The organism is Marinobacter sp. 1_MG-2023, assembly GCF_030549045.1.
Classification (GTDB): domain Bacteria; phylum Pseudomonadota; class Gammaproteobacteria; order Pseudomonadales; family Oleiphilaceae; genus Marinobacter.
This window is the reverse complement of record NZ_JAUOST010000001.1, coordinates 834,759-855,446: the sequence shown is the minus strand read 5'-3', so window position 1 is coordinate 855,446 and position 20,688 is coordinate 834,759. Positions and strand designations below refer to the sequence as shown.

Sequence of the window (20,688 nt, the reverse complement as noted above, 5' to 3'; positions counted from 1 at the left end):
GCCCTGCCATGCTGCTCAAAAATGCCGTTCAGCTGATCTGCTATCCCGACCGGATTGGTAAAGATCTTAAAGACCTTCACACGGTGGTGGACAAGCACCTTTCGGAAGCCATCGGCGGGCTGCACATACTGCCGTTTTTTCCCTCCAATGCAGACGGCGGTTTCTCACCCCTGACTCACAAGGAAGTCGACCCCGCCTTCGGCGACTGGGACGACATTGAAGCCTTCACACAGAAATACGATCTGTGTGTGGATCTGACGGTGAATCATATCTCTGATGAATCCCCGGAGTTCCGGGATTTCATCGCCAAGGGGTTCGACTCCGAATACGCCGATCTGTTCGTACACGTGGACAAGTTCGGTGAGATATCGCCGGACGACATGGCCAAGATTCATATCCGTAAGGAAAAAGAACCTTTCCGGGAAGTGACTTTCGCCGATGGCACCAAAACCCGGGTGTGGTGCACCTTCACCGAACAGCAGGTCGACCTCAATTACGACGCCGATCTGGCCTACAGGTTGATGGAAAGCTACATCGGTTTTCTGACCTCCAAAGGCGTAAACCTGCTGCGGCTGGACGCCTTTGGCTACACCACCAAACGCATCGGCACCAGTTGTTTTCTGGTGGAGCCAGAGGTTTACCGCATTCTGGACTGGATCAACGAAGTGGCCCTCAAGCACGGGGCCGAGTGTCTGCCAGAAGTGCACGACCACACCAGTTATCAGTACGCCATCAGCCGGCGCAACATGCATCCTTACGGATTTGCCCTGCCACCCTTGCTGCTCTACTCACTGCTCGACGCCAACAGTGTTTACCTGAAGAACTGGCTGCGCATGTGCCCGCGCAACATGGTAACCGTGCTGGATACCCACGATGGCATTTGCATACCCGACGTTGAAGGGGTGCTGCCGGATGACAAGATCAGAGTGCTGATCGATAACATCGACGCCCGCAGCGCCGACCCGATTCTGCGCCGCTCTGCAGCGAATATTCACAGCGTGGGCGCTATCTACCAGCTTACCTGCACCTTCTATGATGCTCTGATGCAGAACGACGATGCCTACATTGCTGCCCGGGCCATCCAGTTTTTCACACCGGGCATTCCGCAGGTGTATTACGTGGGGCTTCTGGCGGGTTGTAACGATCAGGAACTGATGGAACAAACCGGCGAACTACGCGACATCAACCGGCATTATTACAGCCTGGACGAAGTAGAGCAGGAGATGCAGAAACCAGTGGTGCAACGCCTGCTGAGCCTGATGAAGTTTCGCAGCAACTACCCCGCTTTCGATGGCCACTTCGAGCTGAACTACTCCAACGATTCCAGCGTCGCCATGGCCTGGCGACATGGGGAATATTACTGCCACCTGTTCGTGGATCTGAACTTTAATACGGTAAAGGTCGAGTACCTTGATGTGCAAAGCGGGGAAACTCGGCGCCTGGATTGTTAGGCGCCGAGCCTGCTCAAAATGTCATATCAGCTAAACATTCTCGTCACGCAATAAAACATAATTGCCCTACCTAACGATCAATTACCTACCATAAAATATGGCTTATTGAAGTACTGATGAATAAGCCAATTTTATTGCTCTCCAGGCTGCACCCTCAAACAATATAGGTTCTCGATGTTAGAAAGCAGTTACAACGGGGTTTTAGTTGCCTGTTCCATCATAGTCGCCATTCTCGCATCCTACACTGCCCTCAACATGGCCAGCCGCGTCTCCAATGCCTCGGGCAAGACGGCTCTTTTCTGGCTGGTCGGCGGCTCGTTTGCCATGGGGTTTGGCATCTGGTCGATGCATTTTGTCGGTATGCTCGCTTTCAGCCTTCCCATTGATCTGGGCTATGACGTCCCGCTAACCCTGCTTTCATTGCTTATTGCCATCGCATCCTCTGCGTTCGCACTTTACCTGGTGTGCCAGGACAAATTGCCTTTGAGGCGGCTGTTGTCCGGCGGTGTTCTGATGGGGCTGGGCATCGCCTCCATGCACTATACCGGCATGGAAGCAATGCTCATGAATCCGCACATTTTTTATGTACCCTGGTTAGTTGTGCTGTCCATTGTTATCGCTATTGTCGCCTCTCTGGGCGCTCTCTGGCTGGCTTTTCGGCTTCGCGAGGAAACCAAACGGGCCACATTTAGCCGCATAGGTGCATCGCTGGTTATGGGCTGCGCCATCATCGGTATGCACTACACAGGAATGGCCGCTTCCAAGTTCCCCCTCAATAGCTTCTGCGGTGCCGCAAACAGTGGCATTGATGCCAAATGGCTGGCCATACTGGTCATCATTGTGAGCCTCGCGGTTTTTGCCATTGCGCTGATTGTGTCCATGCTCGATGTGCGCACAAACCGCCTGTCCACTTCACTTGATGACGCCAACAACGAACTGATCAAGCTGGCTTTGCATGACAACCTGACCCGCCTCCCAAATCGTGTTCTTCTGGGTGACCGGCTGGAGCAGGCCATACATCGGGCAGAGAGAAGCAAGAATGAGTTTGCAGTGCTTTTCCTCGACCTCGACGGTTTCAAGGCCATTAACGACATGCACGGGCACCATGTGGGAGACCTTTTGCTGAAGGAAGTCTCTCAGCGCCTCCTATCGAGCAAGCGCGAGGGGGATACGGCTGCAAGGCTTGGAGGGGACGAATTTATACTGCTGATGGAACCCGGCACCCCGGAAAATTCAGCCGGTTTTGCCCAGCGGTTGATTGATAAAATAGAAGAGCCTTACGAGGCTTTGAATAATCACCTGAAAATATCTACCAGCGTAGGTATCGCCATTTACCCTCAGGATGGTGAGACCGGACACGAGCTGATGGTGAACGCCGACGCCGCCATGTACCACGCCAAAAAGCAGGGCCGTAACGGTTACTGTTTTTTCGAACACAGCATGAACGCCGATGTACACCTGCAAATGCAGATGCAACAAAACCTGCGAAACGCGATTGATCGCAACGAGCTGGTTTTGCACTATCAACCCAAAGTTGTCGCTCCGAACGGACCCATGACCGGGTTGGAAGCCTTGCTAAGGTGGCAAAGCCCCGACCACGGTTTCCTGTCACCAGATCGCTTTTTGCCTCTGGCCGAAAGCTCCGGGTTGATCGTGCCCATTGGCAATTGGGTTATCAACGAAGCCTGCCGGCAAATGCGGACCTGGTACGAGCAAGGCCATCAGGACTGGAGTGTGGCGGTCAATCTTTCCGCTGTGCAACTTGAACACGACAGCCTGGTGGACGTTGTTCGTTCGGCACTGATGCGCAACTCGTTGTCTGCTTCACACCTGGTGCTTGAGATCACTGAATCCACCGCCATGCGCGATGCCGAGACCAGCCTGAAGGTGCTGAACAAACTGTCTGAGCTTGGCGTGTCCATTTCTATCGACGACTTTGGCACAGGTTACTCAAGTTTGCTGTACCTGAAGCGCCTGCCAGCCGATGAGCTGAAAATCGATCGGGGCTTTATAACTGAACTGGCCCAGGGCAACGATGACGAAGCGATCATTCAGGCCATTATTGCCCTGGGCAAGACGTTGGGTATGAGGATTGTCGCCGAAGGTGTTGAAACCTCAGACCAGCAGGCACTGCTGACTCGCCTGGGCTGCAATACCTTGCAAGGCTACCTGCTAGCCCGGCCCGCCGCGCCTGATGTATTGTTCGATAGCATTGCTCATCTGACCAAACGCGCTGAGCCAACGCTCGTTACTACTTAGCCTGATTCAACCCTACTTCACCCGGTGCGTTGCGGCATTTTTCGAGCCGCAACGCAGCAAGGAACAAACAACGAACCGGTGCAGCCAGGCCACCTGTTTGTAGTGTTTTGAGAGCCCTGACACTCCCCCATCGATAGCCCCCTGCCAATCGATTTTCTTCATAAAATAAACTAAGCTCCCACCACTCTCCCCATCTTCAGCGGGGGTGCATTTTTCAAACGCGTTATCGCCTGATTAATCAAGGACAATTACAATGACAAAACTCAGCCTGAATACGCTGGCGCTAAGCATTTCACTGGCCCTGGCCAGCACAGCTTTTGCCTCCGATTTCACCGATATGGACCCCGTTACCCTGCGACTGGCACACGTGGTCAACGAGCAGGATGGCTTTCACATAGCCGCTGTAAAATTTCAGGATTTGGTGGCCGAGCGTACCGAGGGTGCGGTAAGCATCGAGCTTTATCCGAACGCTTCTCTGGGTGACGAACGTACCTTGCTCGAAGGCATGCAGATTGGCACTGTGGATATGGGTGTGATCACCAACGGGCCGGTAGCCAACTTTGTAGAAGAGATGGCGGTTTTCGAACTCCCGTTTCTGTTCCCCTCACCACAAGCCGCTTATGAAGTGCTCGATGGGCCCATTGGCCAGGAACTGCTGGACAAGCTTTCTGAGGTTAACCTGAAAGGCCTGGCCTATGCAGAGCGCGGCTTTCGCAATCTGACCAACAGCGAGCGCCCGGTTAACACTCCCGAGGATCTGGATGGCCTGCGCATTCGTGTAATGGAGAACCCGGTGTATGTGGATACCTTCCGGGCATTAGGTGCCAACGCCATTCCGATGGCGTGGACGGAAGCCCTGACAGCCATGCAGCAGGGCACCATCGACGGGCAAGAAAACCCGGTCAACGTGGTTCACTCATTCAAGCTCAATGAAACCCAGAATTACATGACCCTTTCCCGGCATACCTATGCCCCGGCCATCTTCGTTATGGGCATGCCCGCGTGGAACAAACTACCGAAAGCTGCTCAGGACGTGCTGAGCCAGGCCGCTCAGGAAGCCGCAGAGCATGAGCGCCAGGTAAATGCCGAGATGGCATCAAAGCAACTCGAGGAACTCAGGGCAGCTGGTATGCAGATCAACGACGAGCCGGACATAAAAGCTTTCCAGTCTGCAGTAAAACCGGTTTACGAGCAGTACGGCAAAGAGTTCGGCGACTACCTGCCGCGCATTCAGGAGGCGCTCAAGTAAGTGGCATTAGCAACTCAATCGGTGCTGAGGCCGCTGAAGCGAGTTGAGCGCGGGCTGGATGCAATTCTCCAGCCCGTGGTCTTTGCGGCTATGGCGGCATTGATCGCAGTGATTACCCTGCAGATCGTATCCCGTGTGCTGTTCAGCGCGGTCGGCTGGACCGAAGAGGTCAGCCGCTTTCTGCTGGTCTGGATTACCTTTTTGGCAAGCACTCTGGCGTTTCAGCGTGGCCGGCATATCGCCGTAACCTTTGCCGTAGATGCGCTACCTGTGCGACTTCGGCAGGTCGCACGCATTGTTGCCACGCTGGCAGTGCTGGCTTTTCTGGTGACTCTTGTAGTGATCGGGTATCGCTACATGCAGGTTCAAAGCTTTCAGAAATCCGCCTCACTGCGTTTGTCCATGACCTACGTTTACGCCGTAATTCCCCTGAGCGCCGCGATAATGTGCTGGTATGCCTTGGTCGACGTGGTAGAGCTGATTGTGGATGGCGAACGTGTTGAGGGTCCCGCGCCATGACGTTGCTTCTGTTCGGGCTCTTCTTCGGGCTTATGCTTCTGGGCGTGCCGATTGCATTGGCAATAGGCGCCAGCACCATGATTGCACTGAGCCAGGCCGGGGTGCCACTGATGGTGGTCACCCAGCAGATGTTTCAGGGCATCAATTCGTTTGCCCTGGTGGCCATTCCGATGTTCATTCTGGCCGGCGACCTGATGGCTCAGGGCAAGGTAAGCGAAAGGCTGGTGAACTTCGCTGACTCCCTTTTCGGTTTCCTGCGTGGGGGCCTGTCTTTGGTGTCGGTGATGGCAGGTATGTTCTTCGCAGCGATTTCTGGCTCCGGAGCTGCGACCACGGCGGCAGTAGGATCAAGCCTGGTTCCGGAACTGCGCAAGAAAGGCTATGACCCTGCATCTGCCGCCAGCCTGATTGCCGCAAGCGGTACCCTGGGCGTGGTGATCCCGCCTTCTGTGCCCATGATTATCTATGCCGTGATTGCTCAGCAATCGGTAACCGAGCTGTTCCTGAACGGCTTTTTGCCGGGGCTGGCTATGGGGTTGGGTTTGATGGCAATTGCCATTACCCAGGCCTACAAGCGCCAGTATCCAAAAGGCACGACGCTCTCGCTGCGCACCATCTGGCGCACGCTGAAAAGTGCAAGCTGGGGCTTGATGACACCGGTGATCATTCTGGGAGGGATCTTTTCTGGCATTTTCACCCCGAGTGAGGCGGCTGTGGTAGCCGTAAACTACGCACTCATGGTGTCATTGTTCATCTACCGCGATCTCAAACCACGCGATGTGTATCGAATTCTGATTCGCTCGGCAATTACCACATCGGTGATCATGCTGGTGATCGCCACCTCGGCGGTGCTGAGCTGGACACTTTCCAGCTGGCAGGTACCCGGCGCCATTGCTCAAGCCGTGCTTTCCATCTCCACCAACCCATACGTGATCATGCTTCTGGTGGTAGGAGTAATCCTGCTGACCGGCGTATTCATTGAAACCGCCAGCGCCCTGATCATCCTGACTCCGGTGTTGCTGCCGCTGGTACTCCAGCTCGGAATCGACCCGATTCACTTCGGCATAGTCATCGTGGTGGGATTGGCGATAGGCATGATAACTCCGCCGGTGGCGATCAACCTTTATGTGGCATCCTCGATCACACAACTGCCGCTGGAGCGCATCACCCGGGCGATCATTCCATACTTGCTGACCTTGATCAGCGTATTGCTGTTAATCGTTTACGTGCCGATTCTCGCTGGCTGGTCAGGCTCCTGACCAGCCAGCGAGAATTTCACAGGCTATCAACATGCGCCACCATTCGCTTGCGCAATGTCTCATCAGGCAGCGCGCCCATGGCCCCACCCATGTTATCGATCATATGCCGGGCTTTGCTGGTCGCGGGTGTGGCAGCCGTCACCACGGGGTTTGAAAGCACAAACTTCAGGAAGAACTGAGCCCAGGAATGAGCATCAAACTCTGCTGCCCACTCCGGTAGCTCCTTGCCTCTTACCTTCTCCCACAGACGAGAGCGACCAAACGGCGCGTATATGAGCACGGCAATGCCCTTGTCTTTGGCCAGTGGCAAAATACGTTCTTCCATGGTCAGGTTGTCAACGGCGTAATCAACGCCGATAAAATCAATGGGCTCCTTCTTCATCACCTCTTCCAGGCCCTCGTATTGGCGCTGAAAGGTCGTCGTCACCCCGATGTAGCGTACCCGGCCATCGGTCCGAAGCTCCTTTAGCAGGCCAAGCTGGTTAGGGATGTCCGCCATGTTGTGGACCTGGATCAGGTCGATGGGGTTTTTGCCGATCCGCTCAAAAGAGGTTTCTATCTGGGCCCGGGCATCGTCCATGTTAGCGGTACGCCCACCCCAGCCAGCTGCGTTCAGTTTGGTCGCCCAGAACAACTTATCGACAATGCCCAGCTCATTGGCGATTTTCCCGGCCACTTCCTCAGACGCCCCGTAGCCCGGTGCTGTATCAAATACCGAACCGCCCTCTTTAATCAGCGCAGCCAGCACTTCCCGCAACGCGTCAAAATCCTCGCTTCGGGCGGTGCTGGAGAAGCTGGCAGAACTGCCCAGGCCGACACCCGGCAGGCGCTCGCCTGTGGAAGGGATGGGGCGGGTGATCAATTCAAGCTTGCGGTCTTCTGCCCACAACAGGCCAGGCCGCATGGCCAGGCTGGCGCCGGCCGCCATCGCCAGTTTGAGATAGGTACGACGGGATATCATGATGGCATTCTCCTCTCTTGCTCTGCACCGGCTAACTCGTAGGCCAGCGCCTTTTGTTTCTGGGATCGTCCAAGCCAGAAAGCCAGAACCGCCCACATCAGGGCAAGCGGAACAGCAACAGCGGCTATGCCGGCAAGGCCCATTCCTAAACGAGTCAGAAGGCCTTCTGTCTGGGCGCCCACCACATCACCCGAGCGATAAACAAAGGTATCGATAAACGCCTTGGCCTTGTATTTTTCCTCGCGGCTGGCAACGGTGTACAGGGTTTCCCGAGCTGGACGCATCAGCGACCGCTGCACCGCCCTGAAGGTGGCTTCGAATACCACCAAAGCCGCGAATGAACCCACCATCGCAAGGCCAACAAAACCCAGTGCAGCCGTCAGCGGCAACAACGCCAGGGTTACAGAGACCCCAAGGCGTTTCATCAAATGCCCTGCCACCAGCGCTTGCATCACCAGAGTGGCAATCTGGGTTATCAGATCAATTCGGGCAAACAGCGTGGTGCGCAGGTCGGTGCTTTCTCCCATGGCTGCCACCATATGCAGCCGGGTGAAGTAGATGAAGGTGGCCATCACGGCAAGAATCACCACGTAAGCCGCAATACCCATCAGGTAGCGGGAACGGCAGACCGCCCGCAAACCTTCCCAGGCACTGCCTCCGATGCGTGCATGCTCATCGACGGGAAGCGGATCTTCCGGGCTATGACGCTGTGACGGCGAATGGGGCTGCAGACGGGTGAGCACCAGAGCAGAAATCAGTGCCAGAACCAGAAAGCCGGTGGCTACCAATAAAAGAGCCGGTGTGCCCAATGGCTGGGCGAGGCGCCCCGCCAGCCAGGGCCCGAAAATAGCGCCCAGGGTGCCTCCAACCGCAATTAACCCGAAAAAGCGCTTCCCCTGCTCAAACGAGAAACGATCCGCCATCAGCGCCCAAAACACCATGGTTACGAACAGGTTGAACACGCTGAACCACACATAGAACACCTGTCCGGTGGTTACACCAATCACATTGGGGGTTAGCGTCATCAAACCGTAGAAAACCAGCAGGCTGGCACTGAAAAACAGGTAAGTTGCAGAGATAAACAGACGCCGGGGTAATTTGCTGACCAGCCACCCAAACACCGGGTTAACGGCCAGTGTAACCACCGCCGTGCCAATGAACAGCCAGCGAACCGTGTCGATGCCGCCCTGAATACCCAGCGCCTCCCGGGCGGGCCGAAGCACCATCAGCGCAGTCAGGACACAGAAAAAATACAGGACAGCTACAAAGACCGGCAGGACTTCATGTCGGTGGAGGTTGAAGGCGTTCTGGAACGGGTGACGCATGAAAGCTCTCCTGAGGCCAAGGTGTTAATTATCCAGCCATAGGTCGATTGCCGCATCGTAAGTTGATTGTCTTGCATCCTCAGAAGCGCTATAGCCGCCGTTGCCGCTTTGCTGAGAGGAAGTTTTCGGAACCGACCCTACACCATGTTTGTTGTACGACCAGCTTTCCATGTTTTCGAATAGTTTCTTTGCTTCAGCGAGGTCCCGCACCAGATACGCCCCTGCGCTGTGTTTGTAGTCCGGATGGTCAGACCATTTTGCACAGGAAATAAACGCGCAGGTTCTCCCATTAAAATTCCCTATCCTGCAGAACCTTTGGTTGCTTGAATTCTTGAACCGGTAGATTCCCCGTCTTTGCACACCTCCTTTCTCGAAAACCGGTTCCAGATAATGCGCCCGTGTCGCCCCATAGGTCTCGCGACCACAAGCGTCACTAACGGCTTGCATATAATCATTCGATACCCAGTTTCCAAGACTGTTGTGCCAAGTGCCTTTATTGGCTTTCTGATTTCGGCGAGCAAGCCTGGGATCTGCTGACGTGTGAACGATACTGACAAAATCATAGCCCAGAGATGGCTTGTGCCTGGTCACAGTTATCTGGGCTATTCCGGAACTTGAAACTTCGTACCAGCCGTGAGGATTATCCAGCTTTACTATGGGCTTTCTGACGGGGGTGGTAGCAACTTGAGGCGGTGTTGCCGCTTGGTTTGCTACTCGGTCCTGACTCAAAGAAGCTAACTCTTTCTGTTGGCGGTCATACCCCACAGCTAATATTGACTGTGCCTTAAAATTGTCTTGAAACGTACCGTCTTTCAAATTGATAGCAACAAATTCAGGCTGTTTCATCATATTCGAAATGTCACTCAAAACCTCCGGCGATGAAACGACTCTTTCAGGTACGAGCCCTTTTGACGTAAAAGCACCAACAGTTAACCCCCCGGGGGCAGGCTCCAGTGTGAAAAACAGGTTCCTCTCAACATTCTCGTTCCCATGCAGGTAAGGTTTCAGCTTGCCTGTGCGATCATCCCTCTTCGCAAGAGACTTCGCAGGAACTGTGGCTAATACACGTTCAGTGCCAGGAACCCACGACAAGACTGCAACACCAGAATAATGCGTCACAGTTTTTTGATTGCCTGTCTGGAAGCTGAATTTAACTGCCGGTAAGGCTTTAGCGGGTTCAGTAGATCCAGCCTCGCCAGGATGCGCTGGCGTAAATGGCGGGCTCCATGAACCCAATGAATCTGAAATCGATAAGTACCAGACGTAGTCTTTATCCTCGATCCGAAGATAAACACCCGATAGCTCGCGAAGCTCATGTTCACTTAATAAATGGTCTCGGAATACGACTGCATTATCGGAGACAGTCAGGCAGCCGGAAAGCAGCAGGAAAGAAGCGATCAAAAATAACTGAAAGCGTTTCTTCAGCGCTGCGCCGAATGCGAACTTGTGCTGATCGGAGTTGGTGCGGTATGTCGTTATTCTTCGATTCATTGGCGCTGACCCCTGTTTTTGACGTTCAGCCAGCAACTCCGAAACCGGAGCGACGCCAGAACCAACAAACAGCATGTTGATGCCGATAGCCCAACCTCAATCGTTCTATCTATAACAGACAGCCCCGCCAATGCAACACGCCGGCGACACCTGAACTGTTACAGAGCATTCACTACGCCTTATTTGCACACACCCCGGCCCTATGTTTGTATTAGCGAGTGGGGTCGATTGAACGGCTCAGCCTTTGCCTCTATTGTCCGAAGCGGGATCACCCGGTTCCGATATTCCCCAGGAGAGCTACATGGATAGTTTGTTCAGCAGTTTAGGAAATGTTTTCGGTGGCCTGTTGAGCCTGATCTGGCTGATCATCGTTATTATGGCCATTATTAACGTCACCAAAAGCAGCGCCAGCACCCTCGCCAAAGTGCTCTGGATTATCGTTCTGATTTTCTTCCCTCTTGTCGGCCTGATCATCTGGTATCTATTCGGCCCCAGAGGGTAGTTCGCCAGTGCCGGGAATGTTTCTACAATTCTCCCAGCGGGTGATACGCAACTTTCTGCGCAATCACGGCATATTGCTGGCAGGCGGGGTTGGCTACAACGTTCTGCTGTCGGCAGTGCCCATGCTTGCTCTGCTGGCGGTATTGCTCACTCGGGTGGTCGACGAGGAGCAACTGTTGGAAGTTATGTCAGTACAGGCACAGCACTTTGCCCCCGGCAACGCGAGCCTGCTGCTGGATGCGGTCCGGGCGTTCATGGATTCAAGGGACATCATCGGCATTGTCGGTTTACCAGTGATGTTGTTCTTCAGTTCGTTTGCTTTCCGTATGCTGGAAGATTCCATTGCAATCATTTTCCACCGGCCAGACAACCCTCACCGCAGTTTCTGGGTGTCCGCGGCGCTACCCTATGCCTTCATCCTGGTATTGGGCGCCGGCCTGCTTGCCCTGACGCTCCTATTCAGCCTGATCAACGCATTGTATGACGCCCCGGGGCTAACTCTGTATCTGATCAGTTTCCTGGGTGTATTTGCGCTGTTCAGCTCTATCTATAAGGTTTTACCCATTGTGCGCATCTCTCCCCGGAGAGCTTTGGTGGGTGGTCTGGTGGCAGCGATTCTCTGGGAAACTACCCGCCTTTTGCTGATGTATTACTTTCTCAACGTATCATTCGTCAATGCAATCTATGGCTCACTGGCGACCATCATTGTCATACTGATCAGCCTGGAAATTGCGTCTATTATCCTGTTACTTGGTGCCCAGGTAATCGCAGAGCTGGAACGAAGCGAACGATTGGGCTTGCCTTGGTATGTTTCCCCGGACTGAATACAGTGTCCTGAGGCGATTGATTGCTATACAGTTTCGTTTTCGAAAAGAAACCCATGAACTCCAGGGAGTTTAAAATGTTAAGTTCATCAGAAGGTAAGAAGGTCCCCGAGGTTACGTTTCCTATTCGCCAGGATAACGAGTGGAAATCTATAACCAGCAACGAGTTATTCAACGATCAAACAGTCGTTTTGTTCGCCTTGCCGGGCGCGTTTACACCAACCTGTTCGAGCACGCATTTACCGCGATACAACGAGCTGGCACCGGTTTTCAAAGAGCTTGGTGTAGATCGGGTAGTCTGCCTTTCAGTGAACGATCCGTTCGTGATGCAGGCGTGGGCGGAAGACCAGCACGCTGACAACATCGAATTTATTCCCGACGGTAACGGCGACTTTTCCCGCGGGATGGGCATGCTGGTCAACAAGAGTGACATAGGGTTTGGCGACCGCAGCTGGCGCTATTCCATGCTGGTCAAAAACGGCACCATTGAAAAGATGTTTATTGAGCCAGACAAGCCTGGCGACCCGTTTGAAGTATCAGACGCCGACACAATGCTTCATTACATGAAGCCGGATGTAACCTTACCGGCACGGGTCAGCATATTTACAAAACCCGGATGCCCACACTGTACCCGCGCTAAAACGCTGCTACAGAGCAAGGGCTACAAGTATGAAGAAATCACACTGGGCGGCGCTGGCCTGTCGTATAGCACACTGCAGGCAGTGACAGGAAAAGGCACAACCCCTCAGGTGTTTATCGACGGTCAACTGGTTGGTGGCGCCGATGAACTCGAAGCCGCGATGGCCTTGCGCTGATCGCCGAACCGAGCTGAACTGAGCTGCGCCTGCACGGATATTGTTCAGGCGCAGTTTTCTGACAACTCAGTTATTATCATTCACACCCCTTACCCTTTAGAATAGTCGCCCCTGAAAGATCGAAAGACGACCAAAAGTCTCTTTGCTACCTAACCTGTGCGCGATTATTTGATGACTCACACACCCTCAAACTCTGCCGGGGTTTCGCCACCAAGGCTGCTACAGCTACTCGCCCAACCCGGAGCGCAGACTGCCGACGAGCGACTACCCTGTTGCGGTGAACTGTTGGGGCGTCTGTTCGGGCTATCAGACACCCTGGCCCTGGATTCGGCGATCGGGTTTCGGACTCGTCAACCAGGCATGGACCAGGGGCCAGCTATTGAACGAGTCATTCAGGAACTGACCAACACTCGCAGGGCACTGATACGAAAAATCAGCAGCTACGGTAGCGAAGTCGAACCCATCGATAGCCTGGAGTTCGAGCCCTACCTGAACGCATGGACCACGCTACAGCGCAGGGTTATCGCCGCCAGCCGCCAGCTTCGGGACAAAACCCGCAAGGTGATGAAAGAGCACAACCAGAACCTGGCCCGGCTGGCAGAGCTGGACTCAGCGTTTGACCACGCCATGGCCGGTTACACCAGCCAGTGTTTTTCCCATATCCCCAAGGTACTGGAACAACGGTTCCAGGCACTGGCCCAGGCACTCCAGAGCCCCTCTGATATCCCCCAGGAAGCCGGTATTACGCCCGCTGACTGGCTCCACAGTTACTGCGAAGAAGCGCAGAATCTTTTACTTGCTGAACTGGATGTTCGGCTGGAGCCAGTGCTGGGATTGCTTGAGGCCTGCCACAACGAGGTAACACATTCGCCATGAGCAGATTTTTCTATTTTTTCGCTTTTGCCATTGGCCTGGCCGTGGTGGCCTGGATTGGCCAGCGCTTTCTTGGCTCGGACCTTCTGGCTCTTACCGTTACAGCTATTATTGCTGTGGTGTACGCCCTGGGCTTTGTCGAGTTGGCGGGGTTTCGCCGCACCACCCGGCAGCTCGCAGAGCGGCTTGATGATGTTCCGCAAAACCGTGAGCAGCTGGAGGGCTGGCTCTCTGGCCTGCCCGAGCAAGTTCAGTTTGCTGTACAGAAGCGCATTGATGGTCATTTTGCCGCCCTGCCCAGTCCTCAGTTGACGCCCTACCTGGTTGGCCTGCTGGTGATGCTTGGTTTGCTGGGCACCTTTGCCGGCATGATCGTAACCCTGAGCGGTGCTGCGTCTGCACTGGATGGCAGTACAGACCTTAGTGTGATTCGTGGTGCACTGGCCGCCCCCATTGCCGGGCTGAGCCTGGCGTTTGGCACCTCCATTGCCGGCGTTGCAGCTTCGGCTATGTTGGGTTTGGCATCCACTCTCAGCCGACGTGACCGATTGCAGATTTCCCGTCAACTGGATAAAACCCTGCGCCAACGGCTGTACCACTTGTCAGCGGACTACCAGCGCCAGCAAGCCTTCGCAGCACTCGAATCCCAGGCCGCCGCCCTGCCTCAAATGGCCACGGCCATGGAGTCCATGACTGCCCGCATGGAACAGCTGGGCCAGCAACTTGAGCAGTCGCTGACCCGCAACCAGCAGGAATTCCACAGCACCGTTGGCAACCACTACCAGGCTCTGGCGGATTCTGTTGCCAAGTCCCTGGAGAACGCATTGGAATCAAGCTCGCGCCTGAGTGCTGAACGTATAGAGCCCATAGTCACTGAAGCCATGACAAGCCTGCAGTCCAGTGCCGGACAACTCCATGAAAACTGGTCTTCCACCACCAGACAACAACTGGAGGAGCTTGCCGAAAGCTTCCAGGAAACCACCAGGGATGCGGGTGAAAACTGGCAGCAAAACCTTCTGGCTCAACAGCGAGCCTCGGCTGATCACAACAAAGCTTTGCAAGAGACGTCACAGCAGGCACAACAGCGCCTGTTGGAGCAGGTTCAGCAAGCTACTGAGCAAACCGCACAGCTCTGGCAGGCTGGCGTAGAGCAACAGCAGCAAACCGCAGAAGCGCTGATGACCAACCTGCAGAGCAGCTTGCAGGAATATCAATCCAGTCTCCGAGAAGAAAGCGAAAAGCTCACCACAAACCAGCAACAAGGCCTGGATGCTCTTATCAACCGCATCAGCGAGCAGCTCACCAAGCTGCGTGACCAGGAAGCTGTCAGAGGCGAAGCTGCCAATGACCGACTGGCTCAACTGGAAGCTGCTGTCGCCAAACACCTGAATGAATTGGGCTCCGGCTTGGAAGCCCCCATGACCCGCCTGATAGAAACCGCGTCGGAAACTCCGAAGGCCGCAGCACAGGTGATCTCCCGACTGCAAGGTGAAATGGCGCGCAACAGCGAGCGGGAAAACGAATTGCTGGAAGAACGCCAGCGGCTGGTGCAGGAACTGGATAGCCTCCTCGAATCCCAACGCAGCAACGCAGACAGTCAGCGCCAGGCGGTGGACTCCCTGATCAGCGGCGCTGGCGACACCCTCACAGGCATCAGCGAACGCTTCAACACACTGATCCAGGAACAAAGCCAGCAGCTAGGCAAACTGGGCGAAGACATCACCGGTAGCAGCCAGGAAGTAGGCGCCCTCAGCGAATCTTTCCTCGCCGCTGTGGAGCTGTTTAGCTCTTCCAATACGCAACTGCAGGAAAGCCTGACCAACATTCAGAAAGCACTGGATAGCGCCGGCAGCCGCCACGATGAGCAACTGGCCTATTATGTTGCCCAGGCCCGTGAAGTGATCGACCTCTCGGTTTCTTCCCAGAAAGACGTGATTGATGCTGCTGCGGCCTTGATCTCCAGCCGCGATGAGACCGCTGGAGCCAGCTGATGGAATACCTCGAGGATGGCGAACAACAGTCCACCCCCATCTGGGCGATTTTCTCAGACCTGATGGCCGCACTGGTGGGTATCCTGGTGCTGATACTGGTGTGGGTCATCGGAGTTCAGGTAGAACTCAGCCAGTCTCTGGAAGATGAAAAAGCCAAGCGGGAAGCCGAGGAGCAGCGGCGCATTGCGCTTGAACAGGCCCTGGAAGACCCACTGACCAAGGGCCTGGTAACCTTTCAGAACGGCCGCATTGGCATCAGTGGCAACGTGCTGTTCGAGTTGAACTCGGATCAGCTACAGGCAGACGGCCTGGACGTGCTGGAAGCCCTGATAACCCCTCTGCAAACCTATCTGACTCAGCATGAAGAGCTCTTGATGATCAGCGGTTTTACCGATGATCTGCCCATGCACAGTGGCAATCGATACCAGGACAACTGGGGCCTGTCAGCTCAACGAGCCCTGACGGTTACCCGAACCTTAATGGAGCTTGGCCTACCCAACGACCGGGTATTCGCCGCTGCGTTTGGCCCGCACCATCCGGCTGTGCCGAATACGGATGCCGAATCCCGGGCTCGGAACCGGCGGGTGGAGATCAGTACCGTGCCCCTGGCCCCCGAAACACCAGCAAGCGAAGAGTCCGGGGATTTATGACCACAGCGGTGGAAACAGCCCCCATGCACCCGCAACTGGAAGAGCTCCGGAACTGCGGCGCGAATCGGGCAAACCCGGCCCGCTTCCGCTATCTGGAATCTCTGGCCCTTCGCCTTCGCGCGAAAGGCCTGCAGCAAACCCGGCATTGGCAGAAGCTGGAGCAGGCTATTTCAGATTATCAGGCCAGCTATGAATCACCAGCCCAGCCTTCCAAAACCGATGAAGCACACTCCCCCTCACCTCTGTCAGATCTTCTGGAAAGGCTGAACCAGTCGCCAAATATTCCTGCGACCCAACCCAGCTCAACACTGGAACAGTTGGTTTTCGGAGCAGCCCAAGAAGATTCCAGCCCGGCCCAACGCCGGCCATTAAAAGCCATGACAAGGGCAAGCGCCGGGTGTGGCGAGCAAGCGTTACAGGAGCGTATTCGCCACGCCATCGAACACGCCCCCAAAGACGCCGGCCCGATAAACGCCCACCGGCTGGTAAGCCGGGCGCTTGCAGAAATGCAGAAGCTGTCGCCGGAGTATCTGAAACGCTTTGTGAACTATACGGATACACTGATGGCGTTAGAGCGGCTGGGGCGGAAGGGTTAGGCTGCATGGATCCCAAGCAGGCACACTGAAAAAACTACCAGCTACACACCTGGATGCACCACCCGTACTTCGAAGATATATTTCATACATACCCCTCCATTATTTGCGCAACCAAAAGCCCTGTGCTTGTATAAATATGATAGGCCAATTGGAAGGTAGCGCCTATCACCCTTCAACCCGCCGTGAGATCAACTGATTTCAAGCGGTCTGGCATCACTGTTAAACGGAGTTAGCTTTGTTATGGCTTATGAAACGATTGATGGTCAAAAATACGAAAAAGAACTTCTGGATCTGGCCCGCAAGCACACGACCGGGCAAGGCGAAGGTAATTTGTCCAAAGACGAGGTGGCTGATCTTTTCAAATCTGCCCAGGATGGCACCAGCGTGACTGAAACGGAAAAGGCTACGCTGGCGTATATCAGGAACAACTTTGATTTTACCGACGCTGCAGCCAAGGATTTCGATGCAGCTTTCGGCAAGCTCTGACCAAGTGAAGCGGTAATCGGGGCAATCAAATCCCCCGATTACCGTCCTGGTTCAATCTGCAACTATTCCGTTTCATTCACCAAAATAACTTTTCGATGGGGGAACGGAATTTCTATACCCGCTTCATCGAGAGCCTTTTTGATCTGTTCCGGCACTGAATACAGCACATCGAAATAATGCTCACCCTCGCAAAAAGGCCTGACCAGAAAGTCTACGGAACTGTTATTCAGGGTTTCAACTTCAACAAACGGTGCAGGGTCGGTCAGGATATGGGGATGGTTCGCCAGTACGCTGTCGATTACCTTTCGGGCTTCATCAATGCTTTCGTTGTAAGCGATACCAAAATGCATATCCACACCCCGCACAGGGTGGTGAGAATGGTTGGTAATCTGCTGCCCCCAAATCTGACTGTTGGGAATAATAATCTGCTGATTGTCGAAGGTTTGCAGGATGGTGGTGAACATATCCACTTCCCTGACATTTCCGAATTTACCGGCCGCATCGATAAAATCACCAACCTTGTATGGGCGGAATATCAATAGCATTACACCAGCAGCGAGATTGGAAAGCGTGCCCTGCAACGCTAACCCAATGGCCAGGCCGGCAGCACCGAGCAGGGCAATAATGGAAGCCGTCTGAACGCCGAAACGATTCAGCACCGCGATACCCACAAAAGCCAGAATGGTATAGCGCACAACGCTGCCAAAGAACTTGAACAGGGTATCGTCCAGCTGATCGTAACTCGCAGAGATACGGACAACAGACTTGTAAGCCTTGCCGGCAACCCAGAAACCAATTATGAGAATAACCAGAGCCAACAGAATGTTGGTTGCCCAATCCAGAGCAGTGGGGAGGTACTGGTTGATATCCAGTTGATCGATATAATCCGTCATCATCTTGAGCTTCCTATGTGTTGAAGCTCATTAAAATAAGTTAACCTTTAGGCGTGCGCAATATTTTTTTCTTGGCCATTAGAGCAACACGCTAACCATACCCACGCTGCTTACCACCAACAGCACTATGCCCAGCAGGCGGAAAAACACTGGTGTTTCAGCTTTCAGAATGCGTTCATGAAAGCGCAACCCGATCACATGACCTATGGCTGCGCAGGGTAGCAACCACAGGTGATGAATCAGTTGCAGATCAAGCCCCACCCAGATGAACGCTGCCAGTTTGATAAGTACCAGAATGAACCAGAGACCAAACAGCGTGTCGCGCAGTTTTTCCCGAGCCAGGTGCTGTGCCGCAACGGCAATAATCAGCGGCGCGCCAATCAGCGAGGTGCCGCTGATATAGCCGCCAGCCATCAACAAAGCCACATCCACGCTTTTACTTTTACTGCGAAACGGCCGGTTAATGATGTAGGACACCGAGTAGATTGCGACAATCACGAAAATAATTGCACTCAACACATTCGATGGCAGCGTAAACAGTCCAAACACACCAATCAGCTTGGGTATCAGCATCACGCGCAGCATGCGCCAAAGGTAACCCCAGTCAACCGTACCTTCCGCCGGAGCAGAGGCAACATCAGGTCCAAAGCCAGTCAATTTCTGCCGGCTCTGGCTATCTTTATTCGCTGAACTACGGCGATTGTTCGTCCAGATCGTCAGTGATGAAAACACCAACAGATGCACTGCAATAATGGGCAGAAAGACCAGCGGGTCGTCCTTCACCAGTAGCAGGAAAGGCAGCGACAGCACCGCCCCTCCAAAGCCCAGACCGGAGCGCACAAAACCACTCCAGATGAAAATGAGTGCGATCAGGGCATATTGAATTACGGAAAGGTCTGACATAACTTCCTGAACAGGGGAAAAATTTTCTCAATTGTAACGGTTTTCCAAAAAAAACACCGGGCAAAGCCCGGTGCAAATTTCTTTATATCTCTGCTAAAGCGGCTTATCTGCCACTTAATCGCTCACCGGCCCCTCCTTGATGGCGGTGCGCATGCGTCTGCGCAATATCGGCCCGAATAGAGTCGGCAACACCAGGCCAAGACCGGCTACCAGCCACAGCCCAATGGCCAGAGGGCTTGACCAGAGCGTTGACCAGTCACCATCAGACAGGATCAATGCGTGGCCCAGGTTTTTCTCCATTTCCGGTCCCAGAAGCAGACCCAGAATAATGGGTACCATGGGAATCTCGAGCTTGCGCAGAATAAACCCGCCAACCCCGAAGACGATCATGAAGTACAGATCGAAGGTACTGTGGCTGATGGAGTAAATCCCCACAAACGCCACCATGGTCACAATGGGCAACAGGTACATAGGCGGCACGGACAGCAGCCGCACAAACACCCCGATCATCGGAATGTTCAGCACCAGCAGAAGTACGTTACCGATCAGCAGCGCAGCAATCACGCCCCATACGATGTCGGCATTCTGTGTGAACATCAGGGGGCCTGGCGTGATATTCAGGGAGATCAGCATAGCCAGCAGTACCGCTGTGGTGCCACTACCAGGCACACCCAGAGTCAGCATCGGCACCAAAGCACCTGACGCAGCACCGTTATTGCCCGCTTCCGGTGCCACAACGCCACGAATATCGCCTTCACCAAAGCGACCTTTTTTGCCCAGTACCGATTTCTCCAGGGTGTAGCTGATAAAGCTACCCAAAGACGCACCGGCGCCCGGTAAAACACCAGCAACAAAGCCCAACAAACCACCACGCAGCTGGGTCGGAATTGTCGTTACGACCTCTTTAAAACTCAGTGTCAGCTTACCCACTTCCACTTTGCTACGGCCTTTGCCCATGCGTGATTCAACAAAAAACAGCAGCTCGGATATGGCAAACAGACCAACAATCGCCAGAATGAAATCGATGCCCTCGTACAGCTCCAACACACCGCCGGTGTATCGCTGGGTGCCGGTGGATATGTCGATCCCTACGGTGGAAATCATGATGCCCAGCGTTGCGGCAATGACCGTTTTCATCGGATTTTTGCCGGTAATACCACCCAGGGTGGCGAAGGCCAGCAAAAACAGCGCGAAATATTCCGCCGGCCCGAACGTCAGCGCAAAACGCGCCAGCACGGGCGCCAGCATGATCAGCCCTATGGTGCCAATCAGACTGCCCGCGAAGGACGCAATTGCCGAGATTGCCAAAGCGTCCGCCGCCCGGCCTTTTTGTGCCATGGGATAGCCATCAAGGCAAGTCATCATGGCAGGCTCGTCGCCCGGAATATTCAGCAGAATCGACGAGATCCGACCGCCGTACATGGCGCCAGCGTAAACCGATGTGAGCAGAATCATCGCGGTTTCAGGCGGCAACCCCAGGGTAAAAGCCAGCGGAATCAGAATGGCAACGCCATTCGCCGGGCCCAGGCCTGGCAGACAGCCAATCAAAGTACCCACAAAGGCACCGAACAGCGCAAACATCAAGTTGTACGGTGTCAACGCCACCGCAAACCCTTCCATCAGAAAGCCTATGGTTTCCATG

Annotated in this window: 19 protein-coding genes; 13 read left to right on the top strand and 6 right to left on the bottom strand. The window is 54.4% G+C overall.

The window, feature by feature from the left end; translation table 11 throughout:
- Window positions 1–8 precede the first annotated feature (8 nt).
- From gtfA to Q4606_RS03895, 5 genes are all read left to right on the top strand, one after another.
- Window positions 9–1,451 (top strand): sucrose phosphorylase, encoded by a 1,443-nt coding sequence (gene gtfA, locus Q4606_RS03915; protein WP_303596492.1) that lies wholly within the window; start codon window positions 9–11, stop codon window positions 1,449–1,451.
- A gap of 174 nt (window positions 1,452–1,625) precedes the next feature.
- Entirely contained in the window at window positions 1,626–3,710 is a 2,085-nt protein-coding gene (locus Q4606_RS03910) for a bifunctional diguanylate cyclase/phosphodiesterase (RefSeq protein ID WP_303606721.1), read from the top strand.
- 253 nt (window positions 3,711–3,963) lie between these two features.
- Window positions 3,964–4,959: a TRAP transporter substrate-binding protein gene (locus Q4606_RS03905; RefSeq protein ID WP_303606720.1), complete on the top strand. Its 996-nt coding sequence runs from the start codon at window positions 3,964–3,966 to the stop codon at window positions 4,957–4,959.
- Window positions 4,960–5,478, top strand: a complete 519-nt coding sequence (locus tag Q4606_RS03900; RefSeq protein ID WP_303606719.1) for a TRAP transporter small permease — start codon at window positions 4,960–4,962, stop codon at window positions 5,476–5,478.
- A complete protein-coding gene (locus Q4606_RS03895) occupies window positions 5,475–6,737 on the top strand; it encodes a TRAP transporter large permease (RefSeq protein WP_303596496.1) in 1,263 nt (420 codons plus the stop codon). The genes Q4606_RS03900 and Q4606_RS03895 overlap by 4 nt, the downstream gene beginning before the upstream one ends.
- 16 nt (window positions 6,738–6,753) lie before the next feature.
- On the opposite strand, the gene Q4606_RS03890 is transcribed toward Q4606_RS03895, so the two are convergent.
- Genes Q4606_RS03890 through Q4606_RS03880 form a run of 3 tightly spaced genes read right to left on the bottom strand, consistent with a single transcriptional unit; the run spans window position 6,754 to window position 10,589 of the window.
- Window positions 6,754–7,698, bottom strand: a complete 945-nt coding sequence (locus Q4606_RS03890) for an aldo/keto reductase (protein ID WP_303606718.1) — start codon at window positions 7,696–7,698, stop codon at window positions 6,754–6,756.
- Window positions 7,695–9,023, bottom strand: a complete 1,329-nt coding sequence (locus Q4606_RS03885) for an NTP/NDP exchange transporter (RefSeq protein WP_303606717.1) — start codon at window positions 9,021–9,023, stop codon at window positions 7,695–7,697. Before Q4606_RS03885 ends, Q4606_RS03890 begins: the two co-directional genes overlap by 4 nt.
- Window positions 9,024–9,047: 24 nt before the next feature.
- Window positions 9,048–10,589 (bottom strand): hypothetical protein, encoded by a 1,542-nt coding sequence (locus Q4606_RS03880; protein ID WP_303606716.1) that lies wholly within the window; start codon window positions 10,587–10,589, stop codon window positions 9,048–9,050.
- 226 nt (window positions 10,590–10,815) lie between these two features.
- Between Q4606_RS03880 and Q4606_RS03875 the strand changes: the two genes are divergently transcribed.
- From Q4606_RS03875 to Q4606_RS03840, 8 genes are all read left to right on the top strand, one after another.
- Window positions 10,816–11,016, top strand: a complete 201-nt coding sequence (locus Q4606_RS03875; protein ID WP_303596500.1) for a PLDc N-terminal domain-containing protein — start codon at window positions 10,816–10,818, stop codon at window positions 11,014–11,016.
- A 16-nt stretch (window positions 11,017–11,032) separates the two neighbouring features.
- Window positions 11,033–11,839, top strand: coding sequence for a YihY/virulence factor BrkB family protein (locus Q4606_RS03870; protein ID WP_303596501.1), 807 nt, complete (start codon window positions 11,033–11,035; stop codon window positions 11,837–11,839).
- A gap of 77 nt (window positions 11,840–11,916) precedes the next feature.
- On the top strand, window positions 11,917–12,654 hold the full coding sequence (locus Q4606_RS03865) for a glutathione peroxidase (RefSeq protein WP_303606715.1): 738 nt from the start codon (window positions 11,917–11,919) through the stop codon (window positions 12,652–12,654).
- A gap of 171 nt (window positions 12,655–12,825) precedes the next feature.
- Entirely contained in the window at window positions 12,826–13,530 is a 705-nt protein-coding gene (locus Q4606_RS03860) for a DUF3348 family protein (protein WP_303596503.1), read from the top strand.
- Window positions 13,527–15,518 (top strand): DUF802 domain-containing protein, encoded by a 1,992-nt coding sequence (locus Q4606_RS03855; protein WP_303606714.1) that lies wholly within the window; start codon window positions 13,527–13,529, stop codon window positions 15,516–15,518. Before Q4606_RS03860 ends, Q4606_RS03855 begins: the two co-directional genes overlap by 4 nt.
- The gene (locus tag Q4606_RS03850; protein ID WP_303606713.1) at window positions 15,518–16,168 is read left to right on the top strand and encodes an OmpA family protein; all 651 of its coding nucleotides are present in this window, start codon (window positions 15,518–15,520) and stop codon (window positions 16,166–16,168) included. The genes Q4606_RS03855 and Q4606_RS03850 overlap by 1 nt, the downstream gene beginning before the upstream one ends.
- A complete protein-coding gene (locus tag Q4606_RS03845) occupies window positions 16,165–16,764 on the top strand; it encodes a DUF2894 domain-containing protein (protein ID WP_303606712.1) in 600 nt (199 codons plus the stop codon). Before Q4606_RS03850 ends, Q4606_RS03845 begins: the two co-directional genes overlap by 4 nt.
- A 240-nt stretch (window positions 16,765–17,004) precedes the next feature.
- On the top strand, window positions 17,005–17,250 hold the full coding sequence (locus Q4606_RS03840; RefSeq protein WP_303596507.1) for a hypothetical protein: 246 nt from the start codon (window positions 17,005–17,007) through the stop codon (window positions 17,248–17,250).
- Between the two features lie 62 nt (window positions 17,251–17,312).
- On the opposite strand, the gene Q4606_RS03835 is transcribed toward Q4606_RS03840, so the two are convergent.
- The 3 genes from Q4606_RS03835 to Q4606_RS03825 all read right to left on the bottom strand — a co-directional run bounded on the left by Q4606_RS03835 (window position 17,313) and on the right by Q4606_RS03825 (window position 20,687).
- Complete coding sequence (locus tag Q4606_RS03835) at window positions 17,313–18,146, bottom strand: mechanosensitive ion channel family protein (RefSeq protein ID WP_303606711.1); 834 nt, start codon at window positions 18,144–18,146, stop codon at window positions 17,313–17,315.
- Between the two features lie 75 nt (window positions 18,147–18,221).
- Entirely contained in the window at window positions 18,222–19,046 is an 825-nt protein-coding gene (locus Q4606_RS03830; RefSeq protein ID WP_303606710.1) for a sulfite exporter TauE/SafE family protein, read from the bottom strand.
- Between the two features lie 114 nt (window positions 19,047–19,160).
- A complete protein-coding gene (locus tag Q4606_RS03825) occupies window positions 19,161–20,687 on the bottom strand; it encodes a tripartite tricarboxylate transporter permease (RefSeq protein ID WP_303596510.1) in 1,527 nt (508 codons plus the stop codon).
- Window position 20,688 lies beyond the last annotated feature (1 nt).